At 51.6% G+C, this 19,186-nt stretch carries 20 protein-coding genes; 13 read left to right on the forward strand and 7 right to left on the reverse strand.

Annotated features, from left to right (window positions below):
* Positions 1-52 precede the first annotated feature (52 nt).
* The 3 genes from EG028_RS00835 (at position 53) to EG028_RS00845 (ending at position 1,299) form a co-directional block, all read left to right on the forward strand.
* Entirely contained in the window at positions 53-262 is a 210-nt protein-coding gene (locus EG028_RS00835; protein ID WP_120514152.1) for a hypothetical protein, read from the forward strand.
* Positions 263-328: 66 nt separating this feature from the next.
* Positions 329-937, forward strand: a complete 609-nt coding sequence (locus tag EG028_RS00840; protein ID WP_123864492.1) for a hypothetical protein — start codon at positions 329-331, stop codon at positions 935-937.
* A 116-nt stretch (positions 938-1,053) separates the two neighbouring features.
* Positions 1,054-1,299: a hypothetical protein gene (locus tag EG028_RS00845; RefSeq protein WP_123864493.1), complete on the forward strand. Its 246-nt coding sequence runs from the start codon at positions 1,054-1,056 to the stop codon at positions 1,297-1,299.
* A gap of 60 nt (positions 1,300-1,359) precedes the next feature.
* Here the strand turns inward: EG028_RS00845 and EG028_RS00850 are convergent, their stop codons facing one another.
* The 3 genes from EG028_RS00850 to EG028_RS00860 form a co-directional block, all read right to left on the reverse strand.
* Positions 1,360-3,054, reverse strand: coding sequence for a serine hydrolase domain-containing protein (locus tag EG028_RS00850; RefSeq protein WP_120514155.1), 1,695 nt, complete (start codon positions 3,052-3,054; stop codon positions 1,360-1,362).
* A gap of 73 nt (positions 3,055-3,127) precedes the next feature.
* A complete protein-coding gene (locus EG028_RS00855; RefSeq protein ID WP_120514156.1) occupies positions 3,128-3,397 on the reverse strand; it encodes a dynein light chain Tctex-type family protein in 270 nt (89 codons plus the stop codon).
* A 258-nt stretch (positions 3,398-3,655) separates the two neighbouring features.
* On the reverse strand, positions 3,656-5,296 hold the full coding sequence (locus EG028_RS00860) for a hypothetical protein (RefSeq protein WP_120514157.1): 1,641 nt from the start codon (positions 5,294-5,296) through the stop codon (positions 3,656-3,658).
* Positions 5,297-5,405: 109 nt separating this feature from the next.
* Between EG028_RS00860 and EG028_RS00865 the strand changes: the two genes are divergently transcribed.
* The 3 genes from EG028_RS00865 to EG028_RS00875 all read left to right on the forward strand — a co-directional run bounded on the left by EG028_RS00865 (position 5,406) and on the right by EG028_RS00875 (position 7,855).
* Positions 5,406-6,266 carry a helix-turn-helix domain-containing protein gene (locus tag EG028_RS00865; RefSeq protein WP_120514158.1) on the forward strand — a complete coding sequence of 287 codons (861 nt, stop codon included), beginning with the start codon at positions 5,406-5,408 and terminating at the stop codon, positions 6,264-6,266.
* Positions 6,267-6,319: 53 nt separating this feature from the next.
* A complete protein-coding gene (locus EG028_RS00870; RefSeq protein WP_120514159.1) occupies positions 6,320-6,718 on the forward strand; it encodes a DinB family protein in 399 nt (132 codons plus the stop codon).
* A gap of 156 nt (positions 6,719-6,874) precedes the next feature.
* Positions 6,875-7,855 carry an alpha/beta hydrolase gene (locus EG028_RS00875; protein WP_120514160.1) on the forward strand — a complete coding sequence of 327 codons (981 nt, stop codon included), beginning with the start codon at positions 6,875-6,877 and terminating at the stop codon, positions 7,853-7,855.
* 357 nt (positions 7,856-8,212) lie between these two features.
* On the opposite strand, the gene EG028_RS00880 is transcribed toward EG028_RS00875, so the two are convergent.
* On the reverse strand, positions 8,213-9,493 hold the full coding sequence (locus tag EG028_RS00880) for an enolase C-terminal domain-like protein (protein ID WP_120514591.1): 1,281 nt from the start codon (positions 9,491-9,493) through the stop codon (positions 8,213-8,215).
* 207 nt (positions 9,494-9,700) lie between these two features.
* On the opposite strand from EG028_RS00880, the gene EG028_RS00885 reads away from it, so the two are divergent.
* From EG028_RS00885 to EG028_RS00910, 6 genes are all read left to right on the forward strand, one after another.
* Positions 9,701-10,258 carry a dihydrofolate reductase family protein gene (locus EG028_RS00885; protein ID WP_120514161.1) on the forward strand — a complete coding sequence of 186 codons (558 nt, stop codon included), beginning with the start codon at positions 9,701-9,703 and terminating at the stop codon, positions 10,256-10,258.
* Positions 10,259-10,345: 87 nt separating this feature from the next.
* Entirely contained in the window at positions 10,346-13,282 is a 2,937-nt protein-coding gene (locus EG028_RS00890; protein ID WP_123864494.1) for an endopygalactorunase, read from the forward strand.
* Positions 13,283-13,372: 90 nt separating this feature from the next.
* Positions 13,373-13,843: a helix-turn-helix transcriptional regulator gene (locus EG028_RS00895; protein ID WP_120514163.1), complete on the forward strand. Its 471-nt coding sequence runs from the start codon at positions 13,373-13,375 to the stop codon at positions 13,841-13,843.
* Positions 13,844-13,942: 99 nt separating this feature from the next.
* Positions 13,943-14,476, forward strand: a complete 534-nt coding sequence (locus tag EG028_RS00900; protein WP_120514164.1) for a DUF4199 domain-containing protein — start codon at positions 13,943-13,945, stop codon at positions 14,474-14,476.
* A complete protein-coding gene (locus EG028_RS00905) occupies positions 14,442-14,831 on the forward strand; it encodes a VOC family protein (RefSeq protein WP_120514165.1) in 390 nt (129 codons plus the stop codon). Before EG028_RS00900 ends, EG028_RS00905 begins: the two co-directional genes overlap by 35 nt.
* A 195-nt stretch (positions 14,832-15,026) precedes the next feature.
* A complete protein-coding gene (locus EG028_RS00910; RefSeq protein ID WP_120514592.1) occupies positions 15,027-15,761 on the forward strand; it encodes a class I SAM-dependent methyltransferase in 735 nt (244 codons plus the stop codon).
* Positions 15,762-15,823: 62 nt separating this feature from the next.
* Here EG028_RS00910 and EG028_RS00915 read toward each other — a convergent pair whose 3' ends face one another.
* Entirely contained in the window at positions 15,824-16,231 is a 408-nt protein-coding gene (locus EG028_RS00915) for a hypothetical protein (protein ID WP_120514166.1), read from the reverse strand.
* Between the two features lie 112 nt (positions 16,232-16,343).
* Complete coding sequence (locus tag EG028_RS00920; protein ID WP_120514167.1) at positions 16,344-18,203, reverse strand: heparinase II/III domain-containing protein; 1,860 nt, start codon at positions 18,201-18,203, stop codon at positions 16,344-16,346.
* Between the two features lie 177 nt (positions 18,204-18,380).
* Between EG028_RS00920 and EG028_RS00925 the strand changes: the two genes are divergently transcribed.
* On the forward strand, positions 18,381-18,581 hold the full coding sequence (locus EG028_RS00925; RefSeq protein WP_120514168.1) for a hypothetical protein: 201 nt from the start codon (positions 18,381-18,383) through the stop codon (positions 18,579-18,581).
* A 6-nt stretch (positions 18,582-18,587) separates the two neighbouring features.
* On the opposite strand, the gene EG028_RS00930 is transcribed toward EG028_RS00925, so the two are convergent.
* Entirely contained in the window at positions 18,588-18,983 is a 396-nt protein-coding gene (locus EG028_RS00930) for an acyl-CoA thioesterase (protein ID WP_120514169.1), read from the reverse strand.
* Between the last annotated feature and the right edge of the window lie 203 nt (positions 18,984-19,186).

Genomic DNA, 19,186 nt, shown 5'->3' on the forward strand with positions numbered 1-19,186 from the left:
GAAGACTTGCATATATAGTTTTTAATTACTATGTTTATTAAAACTATATCCTATGAAAAACGACCTCAGCAGCATCCTCGCTGTCATTCTCCTTTTCGCAACGGTAGGTATTAGTGTGCTCACCGGCATTACCGTCTACAACTGGATAGACCCCGATTCCTTAGGCGGAGGCCTCCTGTTTATGGGCGCCTGGGCATTGTGCTCCTATGCGGGTTACCTGCTGCTGTCCCGGCTGATCGGGCTGATCCACAAGGAGAATTAAGGCGAAGTATTACATATCATGAAATTATTTACATTACTTTGCAGGGTAATCTCAAAAGCTGTTTTTATGACAAGAAGATGGTCCCTGTACCTGCCGCTATTGCTGGCAACGGTTTTATTTTCCTGCGCGGAAGAAAGCATTGAGCCCAACTCCGAAGGCAAACTCATCGGCGATTATGATTTTGTATCATTGTCCGTAGACGGCACTACCGTCAGCGAAACGATATTCCCGGACGAGACCACGAAGGTGGTGGCCGAAGTGATCTATCATACAAAAAACAATACCGGGACCTACACATTCGATGGTAAAAAGATCATCGGGATGAACGTTGGTTATAGCGTGGATACTACTTTAAAAGCAGTGTATTACGTAGACGGCGTGAAGGATGATGAGTTTGAATTACCATTCGCGGCCACCATTCCACCTTTAAACAGTGCCGGCACTTATAAACTGATCGGCGAGGATTCGCTGTATTTTGAAGGCGGTTTTATCAGCCCTCCCTCCGGCGGCGGCGCGCCCATGGTTTCAGGCCCAAGCGGTGCCAGGTTCGTAGTTACAGGCAATACGCTCATACTCACTGCGAAGTTCAGTACCTCCACCAGCACTACGCAAATGGGTATCACTACCCGTTCTATCACCAATGGCAGCACTACGGTCCGCATGAAAAAACGATAATAAGAGAATGCAATATTTTACAGATGCGCACTTTACCGGTGCGCATTTTTTATGGCTGCCAATGAAGGATGGACCGGATATTGCGGTACCCGTATATATCACCAAAACATCCCATCATGGATCAGCATATCATTACCGTGTACATCGACAATAAACCGTACCGTTTCCGTGTGAACATTGATCACAAGCTGGAAAAGACCACCTACCTCGTGTCTTCGGAAAATGACGAGGAATTTCTGCCACAGGATTTCAGGATAGATGAAAACGGGCGTGCGGATATAGAAGAAGGCCTCCGCACCGTGGAGCAGGAGCAGATCGCGAGACTGGTGTGGCAGGAGATCATCAACAAAACAAAGTCCTGATACAACGAATGAACGGGACGGCAGTACGCCATTACTGCCGCCCGCTTTACAAAACTGCCGTCAGGGCTGTTTCGTAAGTTTTGCCAGAGCCTGCTGGCTGGCGGCATTATCCGGGTTGAGCGAAACAGCCGTTTTATACGCCACAATGGCTTCTTCCCGTTTGCCCGCTTTTGCCAGTGCTTCCCCATAGCTATCAAAGGCGTTGGCGCTGCGCGGAAACAATTCCACATTAAACCGGAACATCAGCTCAGCCACCACCAGGTCGTTGTTCAGCGCCTGGTAGCCAAGCTGGTTGAACTGGAATTCTTTGATAAAATAACAGGCCGTATCTTCTTTCATTATATAAAACTGTTTGAGCGCGGCGATCGCTCCGTCTTTCCGCACGATTTTCTCCAACTCCTGCGCCAGGGACAGCTTCTGTATTTTCCACTGGTAACCCTTTGACGTTGGCGCGCGGCGGACGCTGCGTATTTCAAGCCCGGCTATCTTCCCGTTCCGGTCGCGGACAAACTGGCCCACGCTGCCGGTGTTGTCGAACACCACGCTGTCTTTTGCATACGGCGTGACGCCAAATCCGCCGGTCCATTCGCGCTGGTACCATAGTTTGCCGTTCCTGAGGCTGATATATCTTCCCGCACCTGAACTGTCTGTATAAAGGCCCGTATAGGATTGCAGCGTCAGGCTATCCGGCCGGAACTGCGGGTAGCGCAGCGGCCTGTCCAGGGCGGCGGCGGCAAGGTCTGTGGCGACCAGTTCCGGCAGTTTCCCGCGGAAGTTCTCAAACACGGCGACGAATATCTTTTTATCCGGGAAATAGATGTCGTGCACCATAAACCCGCCCGCGTTCCCGCCATGTTCCACCAGCCTGTTGCCCTGCAGCTCCCCTGCCCACCAGGCGTAACCGTATTCGGAAAGTTTGCCATTGTTGAGCCGGTAAAGCGTCCATGCGCGGTCCAGGGTTTCTTTTTTCACCAGCTTGTATTGAACAAGTGCCTGGTTCCATTTCAGCAGGTCCTCCACCGTGGAATAAATGGCCCCGGCCGAGGCTGCGGAGCCCCGTGCCGCTTCCGGCCCGTTCTCGATCTGCCCGTTGCGCGTGTATACGTAACTACTGGCACGGTGCCGCCAGATGCGGGCATTGTCCGAATAAAAAGTCTGCATCATACCCAGGGGCTGGAAAAATTCCTTTTCGAGATAGGTCTTGTAAGGCACGCCAGTCACCTTTTCGATAATGGCGCCGAGGATAATATAGCCGTGGTTGCTGTAGGAATAAGCTTCGCCGGGCGTCTTTTTGATGGTGAGATGTTTGAAGGTGTTCACTACTTCGCCGGGGCTGTAGGCCCTTGGCGAGGGCGGCAGTTCTTTCTGCCCGTTTTCCGGGATGCCGGCCGTATGCGTGAGCAGGTGCTCGATGGTGATGCGGTGGCCGTTCACCGCGTAATCCGGGATATACTTTGTAAGCTCGTCGTCCAGGGAAAGTTTGCCCTGCTCTGCAAGGCGGAGGATGGCAATGGCGGTGAACTGTTTGGTAACGGAGCCGATGCAGAAGACCATATCGTTTTGCATGGGCACTTCCAGCTCCACATCGGCCATGCCCCATGCTTTTTCATATACGATAACGCCGTTTTTTGCGATAAGCGCTACGCCGCCGGGCATACCGGGTTTGGTTTCCGCGGCGATAATGCTGTCGTACAGCGCAGTCTGCCCATAGGCGGCCTGCACGTATAGTAAGACAAGAACCATTAGATATTTCATGACGAAGAATTTGCCTCTAAAGTAAGGTAAATTATCATTCGTACGAAATATTTCCTACCTTTGCCAGGAGGGGTTAGTTCCTCATGGCCTGCTGCATCTTTTCGGTGGCGATCACGATGCGCATCATCCTGTATTCGGGTATTTCCAGCATTTCTGAGAGTTGTTTCACTTCCTGGAGGGTGATATTGCTGATGTTATGCAGCCATTCCCGCATTTGGGAGGGTTCAATATCGGCGTCTTTGCATAACTGTTTCAGTGAGATCCTGAGGATTATTTCGGGAAAGGTGGTGATGCTGTTGTTCCAGATAAGCGTCCTGATGGCTGTATAAGGCTGGTGTATCATATCTTCTTTTTTGGGTTCGGCTAATAAATAAACAAATTTGAGGCCTTAATGTTTGTCAGGCTGTTAGTTGCTGAAAATTAATAGGTTAACGCGCGTCTGGCGGTGTACTGTCTTGTTTCCCGGTGTGGGATAAATTCCACAATTCCGGCTGCTGAACTAAAATAGAAATTATTTTTAATTGCGCAGATTAATTTTTCATGAGGGCATAAAAAAAGCCCGCATGGAGTATTATGCGGGCTTTTTTGGTTAATGATTTGTTTATGGTTCCATCCATACCAGTTTGATGATCTTTGCGTCGGGATCGAGTTTTACGGTAACATACAGATTTGTTTCCCTGTCGTAATCGCCAACAGCAAACAGCCCCAAATGGTGATCTTTTCTCCTGGCGGCATCACCGTACACGAAATCCCGCTTCGGCAGCACATCTTCACCTTCCAGCACATAATAAAAGGCATCGCAGTCGCTTACGCCTTTGATAGCGGTGATTTTACCTTTCTGTACTCTTTCGGTATTTTCCTCCACGTCGTTGAACAGTATGAACTTTTTGTCTTTACCGTTGATGTAGGAGAATGATTTATACTGATCGCCTTTAAACAACCGTGCCGCCATCCCTTCGCGTTGAGCGTGGTAAAAAGCGCGCGGCTGCCCGCTCCACAGGAAATGCCGTTTAGGAAGGAAATAACTTTTGACGATCTTTCCGTTTGCATCATACAGGGATACCGCGATGTCCTGCAGTTCGGTGTTCATCTTCGACGAGGTGGACACCATCTGGCCGCCCGAGTTCATATACGTCGAACCACCGCGAATGTATACGCCAAGGTCTTCGTACACTACGACAAAGCTACCGTCAGGATTCACGGAAAAATTAACCGGCCGGCCTTCGTAGTCGGCTTTCCGGCCGAATAGTTCCCTGCTTTTGGCATCCGCTTCCTGCGGGAAAAGATCATCCGCATCTAATTGTTTTTTTGTTACCGGATCTACGTAAATCATGCGGGTGAAGCCTTTGGCATTATCGCCGCCGGATTTTGTGACGTATACCAGCATCATCAGTTTTTTCAACGCCGGATTATAACTCAGTACCCCACGATCCAGCTCAAGGTCGTGCGTAAAATCGAGTTCTTTTACATCTACGGAAGTGTCGCCTTTTTGCAGCGTGCCAAGCACCATGATATTCTCTTTGCCGCCGCTTCTGCGGGTATTGTAGGCATAACCGAGCACATTCACCGTCTGGTCAACTATCGCCATATCTATATACTCAACGTATTTGTATTTGTCTTCGGGTGAATGATAAAACCCCCGGCTTACTTCTTCGTGAGTGCCATTATACAGGCACATTTCTATCCTTTTATTCCGATCAGGCTCAAGACTGTTCATAGTCGCGATGGCATACAGATCGCTGTTGGGGTCCTTATGAACATAAAAACCAGGGAGGGGCAACTTCCCGAATGTTACCGCAAAAGCGCTTCCGAGATGTATATCGGGTATTGTGGCAACAACATCCTGTTTTTTAAATGCACCTTTTGTACCGTCGATCACCAGGCGATGAAGGACAGGCGTCCTTTTTTCCTGGTCTTGCACCAGCAATACCGCGTCGCCGTTCGTTTCAAAAATGGCCAGTATCCTGCCATTATGGTCCAGTTTCCCATACTTAGGGGTGAGCCGCTTGGAAACTTTTGGCTTATGTTTCGCGTCATAGATCTTAATATCAATCGCGGCATCATCTGTTCCCCGTTTAAAGGGAAAAACAATGAACATGGTATAACCGTTCTTTAACTGTAGTATACGCGCGAATCCTTCTTCTGTTTCAGGAAATCCGGCGCTTTCCGCGACCTTTTTCATTTGGGGGAAAGCCACTACAGGCAACATTGCCAGCAGGCACAGGGATAAAATCTTTCTCATATCGTTAAAAATGAAGGGCAAAGATAGCCGCCCGCGGCCGTTATTCCCTTCCCATTTCGTGTTATAGGCACGATATCTGTACCTTTATCAGACATTCACCTTTTCAGCCATGGAAGCGGATATTCATCAACTGTACGGTTCAGGTTTTTACCGGGTGCTCGACTTCAAATGCCGCTGCACCGCCTGCACTACTTCAAAGCCGGAGTACAGCCAGGCTTTCAGTATCAGCTTTGTACGGAAAGGCAATTTCCTGTTCAACGTATTCCGCCGTTCCCTGGATTCCTACACCGGCTGTGTGCTGATCACCAAACCCGGGTTTGAAAGGACCGTCACCCACGCGCACGCCGTGCCGGACGAATGCACCATCTTCGAAATGAAACCCTCATTTTACAACGAGCTGCAGGAACTTTACGGCAATACCCTGTTCTTTTCCAACCCGGACCTTCATTCCACGCTCCTCTTCGCCCGGCCGGACCTTGAATACCTGCACACACTCGTAATGCAGAATATCCTGAACCGCGGCATGCACCGCCTGCAAACGGATTCACTGGTCATCGAGATCATTCACAAAGTGCTGGGCGGCATCACGGATTATAACCCGGACGAAAAGATCAGCCCGCGTTTCAAGAAAAACCACCTGGGTACTATAGAAACAGCGAAAGCCTGGCTCATGGAACATTTCAACGACGACATCTCTCTCCAGGAGCTGGCGGACCAATGCCATGTGAGCCCTTTCCATTTCAGCCGTATTTTCAGGGCTTTCACCGGGCATTCCCCGCACCAGTTCCTGCTGCACATCCGGCTGAAAAACGCGGCCGTTTATCTCCAGAATACAGACCTCCCGGTGTCCGACATCGCGTTCACCTCCGGCTTCAACAGTATTGAACATTTTACGGCGGCTTTCAGGCAGCGGTATCACTGCCCTCCCACCGCCTACAGAACTTCACGGCAAAAGAGCAGGATTCCTTAAGTGCTTCCCCGGGCACGGGGATACCTTCGTGTTGTAATAAAAACACACATTTTATGAAAGCACAATTTCTGGAACACCTTGCCATTTCCCGCGACTATACGCTGAACGTAGCCGATGCCATGCCCGAAGACGCATATGAATTTTCTCCCGCGCCCGGTGTGTGGAGCTTCCGGGAACTGATGCACCACATTGCATACGGCATCCTGTGGTGGCGGGACAATTACATTTTACAACAGGAAACAGCCTGGGCGCCCACACCGGTAAAGGGCAATAAAGCGCAGATCCGCCAAGAGCTGGAAGCGGCTTATGCTTCGCTGGAGGACACCGTGAGCGCGGGCGGGAATATTCACAACGGTTTCCACGCCACGCTGGACCATATCAGTCATCACCGCGGCCAGGCTACCATATCCCTCCGTATACAGGGGATCGTACCGCCGGAGTATAACTTCTGATTACGGCATTTCGTGATAAAACACGCGCGGCAACGAATTATCGTTGCCGTTTTTTATTCAACACTTCTTATCTGGTTGATTTACAGCCATAAACCTTAATGGCATCACTTTCGTTATCTAAGGGCATACTTTGTCAATTTAAAAAATTGTTCTGCTATGAGTAAAAATCAAACTCCAGTGGATTACGCTGTCGATCCACATCTTACACCCCAGGTAAAAGCTTTCCTGGATGTGTTGAACGCTTCAGACACACCGGTGGAAAGCCTTTCCACAGAAGATGCCCGCAACGTGCTGGTAAATGCCCAGAAAGCGGCGAAGGTGGACAAGTCCGGCGTTACCGTCGAAGAAAAGACCATCACCGCGGATGGTTATACCGTCAAGCTGCATATTATGAAACCTGAAGGCGCAACAGGCACGCTGCCCGTGTTTATGTTCATTCATGGCGGTGGGTGGATACTGGGCGACTTCCCCACTCACCAGCGCCTCATGCGCGACCTGGTGGTGCTTTCCGGCTTCGCCTCCGTGTTTGTGAACTATACCCGGACCCCTGATGCGGCTTATCCCCAGGCGATCAACGAAATTTATGCGGCCACCAAATGGGTAGCGGAGAATGGCGCCGAAATTGGCGTGGATGGAAAAAACATGGCAATTGCAGGCAATAGCGTGGGCGGTAATATGTCCACCGTGACCACTATCCTCGCAAAAGAACGCGGCGGTCCGAAGATCAAATTCCAGCTGCTGATGTGGCCGATCGTGGATGCGGACTTTGACACCAAAAGTTACCGTAAGTTCGGCACACAACGTTTCCTCACCAAATCCCTGATGAGCTGGATGTACGACATGTATATTCCCGATCCGGAAAAAAGGAAGGATATCCATGCCTCACCTCTCCAGGCAACGGTAGAACAACTGAAAGGTTTGCCTCCCGCCCTGATCCAGGTGGCGGAAAACGACATTCTGCGCGACGAAGGCGAAGCCTATGGCCGCAAGCTGGCTGAAGCGGGCGTAACCGTCACTACCATCCGCTACATCGGCGTGATACACGACTGGGGTATGCTGGACGGGCTGGCGCACCTGCCGGAAACACGTTCGCTGGTGGAACATGGCGCGGCGGAACTGAAAAAATATCTCGGGTAAATAATAATCCTTTGGAAACCGAAGTATATATAAACGAACAAAGCGGCCTGCGCCGCTTTGTTCGTTTATTGGTCCCAGCCGTTAGTTAAAACTATGCACTTTGGTGCAAGGGCTTTAGTAATGCGGGAAAATCTACCTCAGAACTGGCCTTGTTTGGGGCGTCGTTGTGAAAAGCTCGTCATTGCGAGGAGCATCGGGGGATTTGTGCGGGAGCCGCGACGAAGCAATCTCCAGATATTGGCGTACATCCATTCGATGGAGGAGATTGCTTCGTCGCCCCACCCACTTTAGCGCTGCTGCTCCTCGCAATGACGGCACAGGTTATATCGTACTTCACGGATGCCGCATGAATCTTGTTTAGGTCTGTTTAAAAAGTTCTTCATAATGCGGCAGCGGCGCCAGTATCCCGCCGCTTTGCACATAAAAATCAGCGTCGAGATTAAACACGCCCTGCTCCGCTTCTGTCCAGCTGCTGCCGGCGGCGGGATGCCACTGTTTCATCTCCGCCCAGCGTGTGTAATTCATATCCCCGTTGGTTTCCATCATGCCCATGCCAATGCCGGGGAAAGGGCTCAGGCGCGCGGCAAGATTTTTATGCCAGTCTACCAGCACGGGATTGACCGTGAGGTCCGAGCACATACAAGGCACGCCTCTTTCCGCCGCCAGCTTCGCGATGCGCATGGACAGGCTCAGCGTTTTGGCAATGCCTTTCAGCACAAGGGCGGTATATCCCTGCTCCAGCCGTTGCAGGGCATCCGCTTCGGAATGCACACTTTCATCCACCGCCAGCCGCAGGCCAATGTCATGCACAGGTTGGGTAAATTCTTCGCGGAAAGGTTCTTCGTACAACAATATCCTGTCGAATGCACCGATGCGCCGCGCATGATCGAGGTAACGCAGCAGCGTGTCTTTTGTTTCGTAACGGCCGTTTGCATCCATCGTAAAACGCACCGGGCCGTGCGGGGTGTGCAGGTCTTTCACTGCTTCATGTATCTCCGTGAGGCGCGCGCTGTCAAAGGCCAGCATTTCTTCCTGCGTACCCGGGGCTCCTGTTTTGATCTTGATCACAAAATATCCCGCCTTTACCGCGTTCACCACATCTTCCACCGGCATGTTGTAAGACACCTGGAACATCACGGCGATCTGGTTATTACGATGGCTCAGCGCCTGCCGGTATGCGGCGGGTATCATTTCATCAAAACTCCGCAGGCCATTCTCCCGTGCGTACAGCAGCCAGGCGGCATTGTCCACGCTCACGAGGGAATTGAGCACGAAGTTGATATGAATATCCGGCTTGCCCGTGATATCCCCCGCCGCGGCTACTACCCGCGGCAGCAATTGCTCCTGTAGGTCAAGCGGCGTTGTGAAAGGGATCTGTTTCATCAGGGAAAGCGCTTCCCTGGTGAGGGCAAACATCTTTTCATTCCCATCCTGTTCGGGATGCGCCGCAAAGAAGTCCGCATCGCCGTACAGTACGCTTTGCGTGGCAAGACCAATGGCGGAATGACCATTCGCCGATGTGATGCGGCTTACGGCCTGCCATAATTCGGTCAGGTAATTGCCCTTGAAACCAAAAGGGCGGATGAGCGGTTCCCGTTCCGCAACCGCGGCTGTGTGTTGAACTTGAATAGAAAGCATGGAATCTTTTAGGTTTTCCCGGTGGCCCGGTCTGCATGGGTTAACAAGATACGGCGCCATGATTCAGAATACAAACCGCTGTTGAAAAAAACCTGTCCCCAATGGCCGGTTCACGCCCTTACATTGACATATATGCCCCCCTTCCACCCGCTGCCATGGCATTAGCTTTGCAGCATTACCTTCATTGCTCATCACTAAATCATTTTTATGGGAAAGTTATCCGTATTTAATTTCCTGACGCTGAACGGCTTTTATGAAGGCAAAGAAAAAGGCGATGTATCCTGGCATACGCATCAGCCCGGCGGGGAAGAAGGTGAATATGCGGCGGAAGGCGCGGGATCGGGCAGCGTGCTGGTGTTTGGCAGGGTGACCTACGAAATGATGGCCGGCTGGTGGCCCACGCCTATGGCGATGGAAACCATGCCCGATATAGCAAAGGGAATGAACAGATCGGAGAAGATCGTGATCTCACACAGCCTTACCAGGGCTGACTGGGAAAACACGCGGATCATCAAAGACAATATCGGTGAAGAGATCAAAAAACTGAAAAAAGATAAATCCCTGACCATACTGGGCAGCGGCAGCATCGTGACCCAGCTGTCCGACCTGGGGCTGATAGACCAATACCAGCTGATGATAGACCCGGTGGCCCTCGGCGAAGGCAGGTCCATTTTTACCGGTATGCAAAAAAAGCTGGACCTGAAGCTGGTGGATCACCGGGTATTCAAAAGCGGAACGGTATTGCTCACCTACGAGCCGGCATAATCCTGAAATAACCATCCCCGGTACTTTTTTCACAAAATGCCGGTTTTCCCGTTGGAGATATGTAATTTCCGGGGACAAATTCCTCGTATGAAACTACTACCGGTACTGGCTTCCATTACAATGGCCTGCTGCGCGGTGCCCGCTATGGCGCAATCCTTTCAACCGGAGGCCCGGTCAAAATACATTTCCCGCATTACCCGGGACTCCGTTATTATCATCACGGGTACTACCCGGAGCTTTACGGTGGATTCCCCGGAAGACCAGGGGCCGGTGCTCACTAACATTGATGTTTCCATGCTCGGGTATTATACGGATGTTTCCATAAAGCAGCTCTCGCCCAGGCGCGGCGTGAGCATACCCACGTATAAAGTGATGAGACATGGCATAGTGCAAAAGGACGGCCCGGCCAGGAGCGGTGATGAATTGCATGTTACAGACGGTTTGGGCGACGGGCCTGTTCGGAAAATATATAAGGTCGGTGCGCAGGAAATGGCGTTGGGCGGAGAACTGGAGATACTTCAGCCTGCGTTTACCGCGGGCGCCGCACCCCGCCGCCTTGAAATAAAATTCACCGCCGGCCAGCGCAGCCCGGATGCAACGGTACGCATCCAATTCCCCGCGGTTGTAAACGTTTCGCTGAAAAATACATTGGTCAATGTGATCGGTCGCGGCTTTGTAAGGCTGGATAGCCTGCCCCTGCAATCCATCGGCCGCACAGGAACGAACTATTCTTATTCCAAAGTAGGTGATGCCGATGTCAGCAAAGCAGCGGACGGCTCTACCATCATCACCCTCCGCCACCTCGATCTCCGGCCGGACAATGGGGCGGATATCATACTCATTGTGGAGGAAGTACGTTTCGCCGCTCCCGGCAAACCCGATATCAAAGCAGAGTACACCACCGCGCAGCCCGCTGTGCTCACCAGCCCTTCCGCCGTTGCCGCCATTACCGTAAAACGCGGCATCAGCGATTTTGCGCGCGAACCTTTAAAAGTAAAAACGTACATAGAAACACCGGAGCTATACACCGGCGCCAGTTTCCGCTGGGCTGCCACCGGTAATCCGGAAAACATCCGGCTGATGCAGTCCCTGGACAATGGTAAAAAATGGACGCCTGCCAAAGCCGTGATCCGTGATGGCGGCGCCACCGTTTCCGGGCTGAAGCCCGGTATGCTGTACACTTTCCGGCTGGATGTAAAAGGCACAGGCCCGTCCAATACCGCGAAGTTTTTCACCGGCAAAATGGACATCAGCGGGTTTAAACCTTCAGGAACGGATAACACCGAAGTGATCAACACGGCGATCGATTCGTTGTATAATCTCGGCGGCGGCACATTGCTGTTCAGCAAAGGCGAATACAACGTGCGCACGATCCATCTCCGATCCAACGTATACCTTTACGTAAGCAAGGACGCGGTGCTGAAAGGCATGAAAGGCGCAGACGCGCCCGAGCCCACCTGGTTCAGCGATAAAAAATACCGCTCCGGCACCTCTCCCACCGATCCCGGCCCTTATGACGATCCGGAGAACTATCTCACCAAACAGGACGTGGGCCATCATTATTTTAACAATGCCATGTTCACCGGCAAACGCCTGGACAATATCAAGATCATCGGCAACGGCCTGATCACGGGCAACGGCAATCTTGTGAACAGTGACAAAGTAATGAGTAATGAGCCAGACAACCGGGCGGACAAAATATTTTCCCTGAAGCTCTGCACCAACCTTGAAATTGGCGGCATCCAGCGGAAAGAAGACCTCTGGTATGATGCCGAAAAAGACGAACCTTATTACGCTACACCGGATGGCGGCAAGGATTTTAATACGGACAATATGCTCAAAATAGAGCGTGGCGGCCACTTTGTGCTGCTCGCTACGGGCACGGACAATATTCATGTGCACGATACCTATTTCGGGAAATACAGCACCGGCAATGTGCGGGACATTTACGATTTTATGGCCTGCAATAATGTGGAGGCCGTCAACATCTACTCCAAAGTAAGCTCGGACGATATCGTGAAACCCGGCTCTGACTGTTCACTCGGCTTCACCCGCCCCGCCACGCATTACCGGGTGCGCAATATTATTGGCGATACGAATTGCAACCTGTTCCAGATCGGCTCCGAAACAGCGGACGACATCACAGACCTTTGCGTGGACAACATATATGTGCTGGGTGCGAACAAAGCAGGGTTTTCCATTTCCACGAACGATGGCGCGCATATCAAAGACGTGCACCTGAACTGCGGCCATACCGGCCCCATCCACGCCCGTTCCAAAATGCTGCGCACCACCGCGCCGTTCTTTATCTCCATTTCCAACCGTGGCCGCGTGATAGGTTCCACGGCTGGTAAATACACCTTTACAGAAAGCGGCAAGACCCGCAATGAGCTGCTCGTGAAAAATGTGAATATCGGGCGGGTGGAAAACATCATCATCAACGGCATTGACATTTCAGAAGTATACAGCGGCAGCTCCTACGGCGGCAAACGCTGGAAACCATTCGACGGCACGCAGCGCCGTTCCACCTCCATCATTGCGGGGTACAGCCTGCCGGAATCATCGGCCGTACAGGGCGGGCTGGACTTCCGCCTGCCGGACGGGCGGCATACCGGTTATATTCAAAACGTACAGTTCACTGACGTACATATCCAGGACATGGGCGGCAATCCTGCGGACGATGCTAAAGCCGCGCCACCGGAACTGGGCGTGGGGCAATACAATGTGGGCAACCTGAAGACACAGCCCTCCTATGGTCTCTGGGCCAGACATGTGGACGGGCTTACTGTAAAAGCATCCAGCTTTAATTACAAACAAAGGGATGGCCGTTACGCCATTTTCCTGGACGATGTGAAAAAGGCGCAGCTTTCCGGGCTGAAAATGGTGAAATCAAAGGACGTACAGCACGTGATCGGCCTGAAAGAATCCCCCGATGCGGACCTCAGCGACATCATCTATTATAATGATACCTGGAACAATTCCCCGCAGCCGCTCAAACCGGCAGAGCTTGTAAAAACGCCATAGATCCGGCGGAAGGGATGGCTCCAAGGCCGGGTTATCCCTTCCCTCGAAAATTGTATTAATTTTGACGGGTAAACCAAAATTTGTCTATCCGTGCGGAAATGGCTCACGAAGCATAAATCCACCATACTCTACACCATTTCACTGGCAATACTGCTGTTCGTGCTGCGCTGGCTCGAACTGAGGTTCCTTGTGATCAACAACGCTTTCGAGATATATGCCGGCGGTATTGCCATTTTGTTCACCGCCCTGGGCATCTGGCTGGCGCTGAAACTTTCCACGCCGAAGGTCAATACCGTAGTGGTCGAAAAAGAAGTGTTCCTCCCCCGCCCCCCTGAATTTACCGTCAACGAAAAAGAACTGGAAAAAACCGGGCTCAGCGGCCGGGAGCTGGAAGTGTTGCAACTGATGGCGGAAGGGCTGAGCAACCAGGAAATCGCCGCAAAGTTATATGTGTCCCTGAGCACTATCAAAACCCATTCGTCCAAAGTGCTCGAGAAAATGGACGTACGCCGCCGCACCCAGGCCATCGACAAAGCTAAGAAACTGAATATCATACCTTAAGAGATTTAATACTTTAGGCTGAAATCCTCAGAATCAGCCTAAAGTATGAGGGAAAACCCATTCCGTTCACGCATTTTTGCAGCATAAAACCTACTACTGATGAAAAAGATCGTATTCATTTTTGGGCTTATCGCGGGGTTAATTGTAACCGCTATGATGATCGGCTCGGTTACCGTCTGTTACAACAACGCGGATTTCGAGGGGAACATGGTCATTGGCTTTGCGGTGATGGCCCTGGCATTTTCCATGGTTTTCGTGGGCATTAAAAACTACCGGGACAAATACCTGGGCGGGCAGATCACTTTCCTGAAAGCGCTGAAAGTGGGATTGCTGATCACCCTGGTGGCGTCCACGATGTATGTGGTCGTTTGGCTGATAGACTTTTACATTTTCATCCCGGATTTCCTGGATAAATACGAAGTATCCAGGCTGAAGGCCATGGGGCCTGACGGCAAGGCGGACGTGGAAAAGGAAATGGCCATGTACAGGATGTGGTACAAAACTCCTATCGGCGTAATACTTGTTACATACATGGAAATATTGCCCATGGGCATTCTTATAACATTGATCAGCGCACTGATCTTAAAACGTAAACGAAATGAAAATAGTAGTTACCAGCGTGCTGGTGCCTGACCAGGAGAAGGCATTACAGTTTTACACGAACATTCTCGGGTTCGTTAAAAAGACAGATTTCCCCGCAGGCGGCGCCCGCTGGCTCACTGTAGTAAGCCCTGACGCCACCGAAGGCGTGGAGTTGCTGCTGGAGCCCCTGGGGTTTGATTTTGCCGTTACCTGGCAAAAAGAACTGTACAGCCGGGGCATTCCCCTGACCGTATTCGGGGTGGATGATGTGGATGTGGAATACAAACGCCTGAAAGACCTGGGCGTAGTGTTCAGGGGCGAACCCAAACAGGACACCCTTTCCAGGCACGCCATTTTCGAGGACACCTGCGGCAACCTGATCATGATAGCCAAACCGCTCCAATAGATCACAGAGGGCCGCACCGGAATTGCATGTTTTTTCCTGCTCCCGGAAAGCGGCTGACGAAAAACAGGACAACCAGGATACCTTAACGGTAAAGCCTGCACTGGTGCGCCGCCGGTGCGGGCTTTATTGTTCTTTGACGGGCAGCGGCTCCGCTACATGGATAATGCCTATTTTTGCAGTATAAACCCTTCCCCCATGAAAGATAACTTCTCCGTCCACGCCGGGAAATACGCAAAGTTCCGCCCACAGTACCCGGACGCGTTGTTTGATTATCTCCTCGGCCTGGTGCCCGCACACGGCGCAGCCTGGGACTGCGGCACGGGAAACGGGCAGGTAGCCTCCAGGCTCTCTCAGCACTTCCGGAAAGTATATGCAACAGATATCAGCCGCCAGCAGATCGAGCAGGCCAAACCGGACCCGAAGATCGAATACTCCTTACAACCCGCCGAACAGACCACTTTCCCCGATCATACCTTCGACCTCATTACTGTAGCGCAGGCTATCCACTGGTTTGATTTTGACGCATTTTATAAAGAAGTGAACCGTACGCTGAAAGAAGACGGCGTACTGGCGGTGATCGGTTATGGCCTGTTGCATATCACGCCCGCGGTGGACACAGTAATCAGGAGGTTGTACGTACAGATCGTGGGCGAGTATTGGGACAGGGAAAGAAAATACATTGATGAAAATTACATGACCATTCCATTTCCATACGCCTGCCAGCCCTCCCCGTATTTTGAACATAAAGAAGAATGGTCGCTGGAGCATCTGAAAGGGTATTTGTCTACCTGGAGCGCGGTGCATCATTACATACAGGACCGCCGCACGGACCCCGTGGAGCTGATCTCCGACGATCTGAAAGCGGCATGGGGAAAGGAGTCGCTGCTGACGGTGAGGTTCCCGATCTTATTAAGGGTAGCCAGGGTATAACAGAGCCCGGCATACAATATAAAGAGCCCCTGCGGTATAACACTGCAGGGGCTTAAAAATGTCTACAAATCAATAAAGTCTTTCGTCACCTCCGCTATATTCCACCAGCTGTTCACCACGCCGTGTACCTTGATGTCCACGATATAGTCCCCGTCAGGGCCGGGAATGGATACGTGAAAACCGTCCACATTCGGGAGAGGCGGTGTGCCGGGCGAATGCGATACATTGGTCATGGGATACGAGCCGATGCCGGCGATGGTCACCATGGGCGTTGAATAGATGCCGCCTGATGTAAAATAGGTGATCGAAACTTCCCCACTGCGTCCGTGGAGGGTAAAGTACTCCGTGTCCGTCGTTGCGAACGAGGCCACAGTTTGTGTTGCCGGGGTCACGGCCGGGTTCATGAAGCTGCTTGCAAAAAACAGGGTGCCGGCCAGCAGGCCGCAGCACAGGATGTTCTTTCTTACCATTGGGTTTTGGTTTTTATTGAAGAAATCGGGTGAGCGCGAAACAATAAAGAGTCTATAAAGAGTTCTTCAATATGCGCATTAATTCCCGGATTTCATAATTCCCGGCAAGAATTTATTTCGAAGCCGGCCACTCGCCCAAAGCCTTTACCGCAGCGGTCTGTATGTCTTTTTTCGGCAAAAGGTACACGTTCAGCGCGCCTTTGAAACCAGCGGGCACGGTCATTTCAAAACCCGTGAGTATAGTGCCTTTGTTCGGCGCATCATAATCTTTATCAGACTGTGTGCTCCAGGTCTTCATCCGCACAGGCAGCGGCGCGTCTACTTTCAGCGTCAGCGACTGGCCGTTTTTGGAAAACTCGGCTGTATTATCGCCGGTGATCTTCACATCAGCGGGCGTGAGCAGGGTCCAGCGGATAACAGTTTCTTTTTGCGGTGCAACGATCTCATCGCGTACGAGCACATATTGTTTGTTCACGATCGCGATGCCGCGGACAGCTTTTTCAAGATCGCCTTTATACAAAGAAGTGATGTCTGTAGTAGCCTGGAGGAAATCTTCGCCACGATTGAACGCGGTGATGGGCGCATCTCCTTCCACGGTTTGCAGATGCCCGTTTACCGTGAGTGTATTATGCACAAAGTTGTTGTAACGGAATACTTCCCAGCGCTGCGAATTCTGCGCGCGGCCCCAGATCTGTATGCCTTTCGATTCCAGTGAATTGTAATCCTGCATACCGAAGTCCATGGCCCAGCGTACGCCGTCGCTTTCCATCACGAAAGAACCAGCGTCCATATGCGCGTGATTCACGGAGGGAGAGCCGCCTTTCATGCCCACGAATATGGCGTTTTTGTCCGTCCAGGAGGTGCGCATCATCGCCACGGGGTTTCTTCCCGCGCCGGTCCACAGGAGAGCGGAAGGCGGCTGTACGGAGGAAAGAGGGATGTTGTTGTTCCAAAGCATAATAGCGGGCAGCAGGCGGTCGCGCGTGTGCGTTTTACCGCTTTCCAGCCAGCTTTTCTCTACCCAGAGCAGCGAGGGGTCTTTTTGTTTGCCGGCGAACCAGAACATGGCGGTGTTCAACCCTCCGCCGTTGCCCGCATCGGAATAGTTAAAGGGCGCGCCGGTGGGGCCGGTCATGTTTTCGAGGTAACCGGCAGTTTGCAGGAAGCCCGGTTTTTCCGTCAGCCCGAAGTCTTTTCCGAACAGTTTTTCCAGCGCACTGATGAACAGCACATTGAAGCTGGTGCCATATCCCCAGTAACCATATCCTTCGGGGTACGCGCCGCCCGGCTGATAATCCGCCATGGGCAGCTGAATGGTGGTAATGCCGCGGTTGATGATCTGCAAAGCGAGTTCGGGCCGCTGCTCGTAAATAGCCAGCGCGCCGTACATCATGCCCGCATTGCATACCTGGTTCCAATTGTGCGTAGCCCGCAGCCAGCCGTTATTTTTCGGGTCCAGCGAGGTTTTCACGCCTTTTTCGAGGATAGCAGCGGAGATGGTTTTGCGGGAAGAGGCAGGCAGGGCATTGTAGAGCCAATCGTAACCGATGGCCATGCCAAGCGTCATTTCGGCCACATCCAGGAAATGGGATGGGTTCCAGTCCGCAAACGCGGCGATGGCCAGCATTTCATTTTCCGCGCGGGTGAAATATTTACGGTCACCGGTGGTACGCCAGGCATAGGAAAGATAAAAGAGGCGGCGGATACATTCGCGGGAAACGCCCAGCAGGCGCCGGCCTTCCAGTTCACGTTGAAGGTTGGGCAGGCCCAGCATCATATCGCTTTCCGCGATGATGGCGTTGTGCATCTTCCGCCATACAGCATCCGATGCGGCCAGCTTCTTCAGTTGCGCCTCTTCTCCTTTTAATAACAAAATACGCGGATGCCCCGGCACTTCCGTGCTTTTGGGTAATGTATCCGTTTGGGCAAAAACGGGCAGGCTCAGGATCATAAAGAGCATGGTAAGTCTCATAAGTGGAATTTTAATGCGGATCAAAATACAAAGATTTCGATACTTCCACATCCGCCCGTCCCCATTTTGCCGCATGAATTCCACAGGCGGTAAAATGGCTGGTACAGGGAAGCCCGCTCAGCCGCTATCCGTAATCCTGGCACAGAATTGTATGTATAATGGCTAAATGACAGCCCGATGGAAAACAGCCGTAAGACGAAACACAACAACCTTCCCGCACAGGAGCTGATGCGACTGGCCGTAAAATTTAATGTATCCTTCCAAAAAGTGAGAGCGGCGATGTATACGCTAGGCCACGACCTTAAAGATATCGAAGCCTGGTTCCAGGAGAGAAAACAGAAACTGGAAATTGAATATTCCTACCGGATCATACAATAACGCCGGTCAGGGCGTTTCGCGCAGGCGCTCGTCCGTGTAAGTGATCTCCGTTTTGCCATGCGGCTTCGGTACGCCGTTTTCATCCACACTTACAAATACTATTTTATCCACTGTGAGAATCGACTTCTGCGTGATCTTGTTGCGCACCTCGCAGGCAAGGGTGATAGAAGTACGCCCGAAGTGCGTGGCTTTGATACCCAGCTCCACGATATCGCCCTGCCGGGCTGAATTGATAAAATTGATCTCCGACATATACTTTGTAACACAACCATTGGTGCCCAGCTGGATAATGGCATAAATAGCCGCTTCTTCATCGATCCATCTCAGGAGGCTGCCGCCGAATAAAGTGCCGTGTGCATTCAGGTCTTCAGGTTTCACCCACTTCCTCGTATAAAAATTCATTGTCCGGAAATTTGGGGCGAAATTAAACAAATATGCGGGAAAGCCGAAGCAGCGGAAAAGCCGGTCCATAAATCCCCCTCATGTCCTACCCGGAGCGGGTATTTTCTGTCCATTAACAAAAGAAAGCACCCCTGTTAAAAACACCTTGCAACAAGATAAATAATTGTATATTCGTATATCCCTTATTACCACCCTAATTCTCC

The organism is Chitinophaga barathri (assembly GCF_003807585.1).
In the GTDB taxonomy this organism is placed as follows: domain Bacteria; phylum Bacteroidota; class Bacteroidia; order Chitinophagales; family Chitinophagaceae; genus Chitinophaga; species Chitinophaga barathri.

Bases quoted from the DNA above. Each gene is read 5' to 3' on its own strand.
- EG028_RS00910 (WP_120514592.1), top strand. From the start codon at position 15,027: ATGAAAGATAACTTCTCCGTCCACGCCGGGAAATACGCAAAGTTCCGC.
- EG028_RS00835 (WP_120514152.1), top strand. From the start codon at position 53: ATGAAAAACGACCTCAGCAGCATCCTCGCTGTCATTCTCCTTTTCGCA.
- EG028_RS00900 (WP_120514164.1), top strand. From the start codon at position 13,943: ATGAAAAAGATCGTATTCATTTTTGGGCTTATCGCGGGGTTAATTGTA.
- EG028_RS00865 (WP_120514158.1), top strand. From the start codon at position 5,406: ATGGAAGCGGATATTCATCAACTGTACGGTTCAGGTTTTTACCGGGTG.
- EG028_RS00880 (WP_120514591.1), bottom strand. From the start codon at position 9,493: ATGCTTTCTATTCAAGTTCAACACACAGCCGCGGTTGCGGAACGGGAA.
- EG028_RS00840 (WP_123864492.1), top strand. From the start codon at position 329: ATGACAAGAAGATGGTCCCTGTACCTGCCGCTATTGCTGGCAACGGTT.
- EG028_RS00920 (WP_120514167.1), bottom strand. From the start codon at position 18,203: ATGAGACTTACCATGCTCTTTATGATCCTGAGCCTGCCCGTTTTTGCC.
- EG028_RS00930 (WP_120514169.1), bottom strand. From the start codon at position 18,983: ATGAATTTTTATACGAGGAAGTGGGTGAAACCTGAAGACCTGAATGCA.
- EG028_RS00890 (WP_123864494.1), top strand. From the start codon at position 10,346: ATGAAACTACTACCGGTACTGGCTTCCATTACAATGGCCTGCTGCGCG.
- EG028_RS00855 (WP_120514156.1), bottom strand. From the start codon at position 3,397: ATGATACACCAGCCTTATACAGCCATCAGGACGCTTATCTGGAACAAC.
- EG028_RS00925 (WP_120514168.1), top strand. From the start codon at position 18,381: ATGGAAAACAGCCGTAAGACGAAACACAACAACCTTCCCGCACAGGAG.
- EG028_RS00875 (WP_120514160.1), top strand. From the start codon at position 6,875: ATGAGTAAAAATCAAACTCCAGTGGATTACGCTGTCGATCCACATCTT.
- EG028_RS00850 (WP_120514155.1), bottom strand. From the start codon at position 3,054: ATGAAATATCTAATGGTTCTTGTCTTACTATACGTGCAGGCCGCCTAT.
- EG028_RS00845 (WP_123864493.1), top strand. From the start codon at position 1,054: ATGGATCAGCATATCATTACCGTGTACATCGACAATAAACCGTACCGT.
- EG028_RS00860 (WP_120514157.1), bottom strand. From the start codon at position 5,296: ATGAGAAAGATTTTATCCCTGTGCCTGCTGGCAATGTTGCCTGTAGTG.
- EG028_RS00870 (WP_120514159.1), top strand. From the start codon at position 6,320: ATGAAAGCACAATTTCTGGAACACCTTGCCATTTCCCGCGACTATACG.
- EG028_RS00915 (WP_120514166.1), bottom strand. From the start codon at position 16,231: ATGGTAAGAAAGAACATCCTGTGCTGCGGCCTGCTGGCCGGCACCCTG.
- EG028_RS00905 (WP_120514165.1), top strand. From the start codon at position 14,442: ATGAAAATAGTAGTTACCAGCGTGCTGGTGCCTGACCAGGAGAAGGCA.
- EG028_RS00885 (WP_120514161.1), top strand. From the start codon at position 9,701: ATGGGAAAGTTATCCGTATTTAATTTCCTGACGCTGAACGGCTTTTAT.